The sequence below is a fragment of the Burkholderia sp. AU27893 genome (assembly GCF_002223205.1).
GTDB lineage: Bacteria > Pseudomonadota > Gammaproteobacteria > Burkholderiales > Burkholderiaceae > Burkholderia.
Window position 1 is genome coordinate 1 of record NZ_NKFD01000009.1, and the last position, 3213, is coordinate 3213.

Consider the following 3213-nt stretch of genomic DNA (forward strand, 5'->3'; position numbering starts at 1 on the left):
GGCTTAGGGAGCCTGACGATTACCTACTTTCACACGGGAATCCGCACTATCATCGGCGTAGAGTCGTTTCACGGTCCTGTTCGGGATGGGAAGGGGTGGGACCGACTCGCTATGGTCATCAGGCAAAGAGGGTTGTTGCGCTGGCTTTGCAGCACAACCAATCCGGGAAGAAGCAGTAATTTTGAGTTGTGTGTATCACACACGAGAATCCAACTTGTCGCTTTGGATCGCAGCTCGTGCAAGGCACGGCGCCGATCTACAAGGCAGACTTGTTATAGGATCAAGCCTTACGGGCAATTAGTATCAGTTAGCTGAACGCATTACTGCGCTTACACACCTGACCTATCAACGTCCTGGTCTCGAACGACCCTTCAAGGGGATCTAGTCCCCAGGGATATCTCATCTTAAGGCGAGTTTCCCGCTTAGATGCTTTCAGCGGTTATCTCTTCCGAACATAGCTACCCGGCGATGCCACTGGCGTGACAACCGGTACACCAGAGGTTCGTCCACTCCGGTCCTCTCGTACTAGGAGCAGCCCCCTTCAAATATCCAACGCCCACGGCAGATAGGGACCAAACTGTCTCACGACGTTTTAAACCCAGCTCACGTACCTCTTTAAATGGCGAACAGCCATACCCTTGGGACCGGCTACAGCCCCAGGATGAGATGAGCCGACATCGAGGTGCCAAACACCGCCGTCGATATGAACTCTTGGGCGGTATCAGCCTGTTATCCCCAGAGTACCTTTTATCCGTTGAGCGATGGCCCTTCCATACAGAACCACCGGATCACTATGACCTGCTTTCGCACCTGCTCGACTTGTCGGTCTCGCAGTTAAGCACGCTTATGCCATTGCACTATCAGCACGATTTCCGACCGTACCTAGCGTACCTTCGTACTCCTCCGTTACGCTTTGGGAGGAGACCGCCCCAGTCAAACTGCCTACCATGCACTGTCCCCGACCCGGATCACGGGCCAAGGTTAGAACCTCAAACAAACCAGGGTGGTATTTCAAGGACGGCTCCACCGAAACTAGCGTTCCGGTTTCATAGCCTCCCACCTATCCTACACAGATCGGTTCAAAGTCCAATGCAAAGCTACAGTAAAGGTTCATGGGGTCTTTCCGTCTAGCCGCGGGTAGATTGCATCATCACAAACACTTCAACTTCGCTGAGTCTCGGGAGGAGACAGTGTGGCCATCGTTACGCCATTCGTGCAGGTCGGAACTTACCCGACAAGGAATTTCGCTACCTTAGGACCGTTATAGTTACGGCCGCCGTTTACCGGGACTTCAATCAAGAGCTTGCACCCCATCATTTAATCTTCCGGCACCGGGCAGGCGTCACACCCTATACGTCCACTTTCGTGTTTGCAGAGTGCTGTGTTTTTATTAAACAGTCGCAGCCACCAGTTTATTGCAACCCCTTCACCCTCCTGGCGCAGGCCAGTCAAGCTACAAGGGCGTACCTTATCCCGAAGTTACGGTACCAATTTGCCGAGTTCCTTCTCCCGAGTTCTCTCAAGCGCCTTAGAATACTCATCTCGCCCACCTGTGTCGGTTTGCGGTACGGTCATCGTTAGACTGAAGCTTAGAGGCTTTTCTTGGAACCACTTCCAATTGCTTCGCTCCCTAAGGAGCTCGCGCCACACCCTTGAATTACGCGCCCGGATTTGCCTAAGCGCCTTCTCCAATGCAGCGACCGGGACTTCCAACACCCGGACAACCTTCCGCGATCCGTCCCCCCATCGCATCTAACAATGGTGCAGGAATATTGACCTGCTTCCCATCAGCTACGCATTTCTGCCTCGCCTTAGGGGCCGACTCACCCTACGCCGATGAACGTTGCGTAGGAAACCTTGGGCTTACGGCGAGGGGGCCTTTCACCCCCTTTATCGCTACTCATGTCAGCATTCGCACTTCCGATACCTCCAGCACGCTTTTCAACGCACCTTCGCAGGCTTACGGAACGCTCTCCTACCATGCGTGCAAAGCACGCATCCGCAGCTTCGGTATATAGCTTAGCCCCGTTACATCTTCCGCGCAGGACGACTCGATCAGTGAGCTATTACGCTTTCTTTAAAGGGTGGCTGCTTCTAAGCCAACCTCCTGACTGTTTTAGCCTTCCCACTTCGTTTCCCACTTAGCTATATTTGGGGACCTTAGCTGGCGGTCTGGGTTGTTTCCCTCTTGACACCGGACGTTAGCACCCGATGTCTGTCTCCCGTGATTGCACTCTTCGGTATTCGGAGTTTGCTATGGCGGGGTAATCTGCAATAGACCCCCCAACCATGACAGTGCTCTACCCCCGAAGGTGAGACACGAGGCACTACCTAAATAGTTTTCGGAGAGAACCAGCTATTTCCAAGTTTGTTTAGCCTTTCACCCCTATCCACAGCTCATCCCCTAACTTTTCAACGTTAGTGGGTTCGGACCTCCAGTACGTGTTACCGCACCTTCATCCTGGCCATGGATAGATCACTTGGTTTCGGGTCTACGCCCAGCAACTGAACGCCCTATTCGGACTCGCTTTCGCTACGCCTGCCCTATACGGTTAAGCTTGCTACTGAACGTAAGTCGCTGACCCATTATACAAAAGGTACGCCGTCACCCCTTACGAGGCTCCGACTGTTTGTATGCATGCGGTTTCAGGATCTATTTCACTCCCCTCCCGGGGTTCTTTTCGCCTTTCCCTCACGGTACTGGTTCACTATCGGTCGATCACGAGTATTTAGCCTTGGAGGATGGTCCCCCCATCTTCAGACAGGATTTCACGTGTCCCGCCCTACTTGTCGCACACCTAGTTCTTTCATACTGTTTTCGCCTACAGGGCTATCACCTGCTATGGCCGCACTTTCCAGAGCGTTCGGCTAACAATACAAATAAAGAGTGCAAGGCTCATCCCATTTCGCTCGCCACTACTTTGGGAATCTCGGTTGATTTCTTTTCCTGCGGTTACTTAGATGTTTCAGTTCACCGCGTTCGCTTCGCATGGCCTATGTATTCAGCCATGGATACTCCAAAAGGAGTGGGTTTCCCCATTCGGACATCTACGGATCAAAGCTCGTTTGCCAGCTCCCCGTAGCTTTTCGCAGGCTACCGCGTCCTTCATCGCCTGTGATCGCCAAGGCATCCACCACATGCACTTGTTCGCTTGACCCTATAACGAGTCTGTCTCGTTACAGGTTGAGTTCTCGCGTTGTGCCGTATTCCAA

The 3213-nt window shown here is 52.9% G+C and carries 2 rRNA genes; both read right to left on the reverse strand.

The window, feature by feature from the left end:
- Positions 1 to 10: 10 nt before the first annotated feature.
- A 5S ribosomal RNA gene (rrf, locus tag CFB47_RS39910) occupies positions 11 to 123 on the reverse strand.
- Between the two features lie 153 nt (positions 124 to 276).
- Positions 277 to 3158: ribosomal RNA gene (locus CFB47_RS39915) — 23S ribosomal RNA — on the reverse strand.
- Between the last annotated feature and the right edge of the window lie 55 nt (positions 3159 to 3213).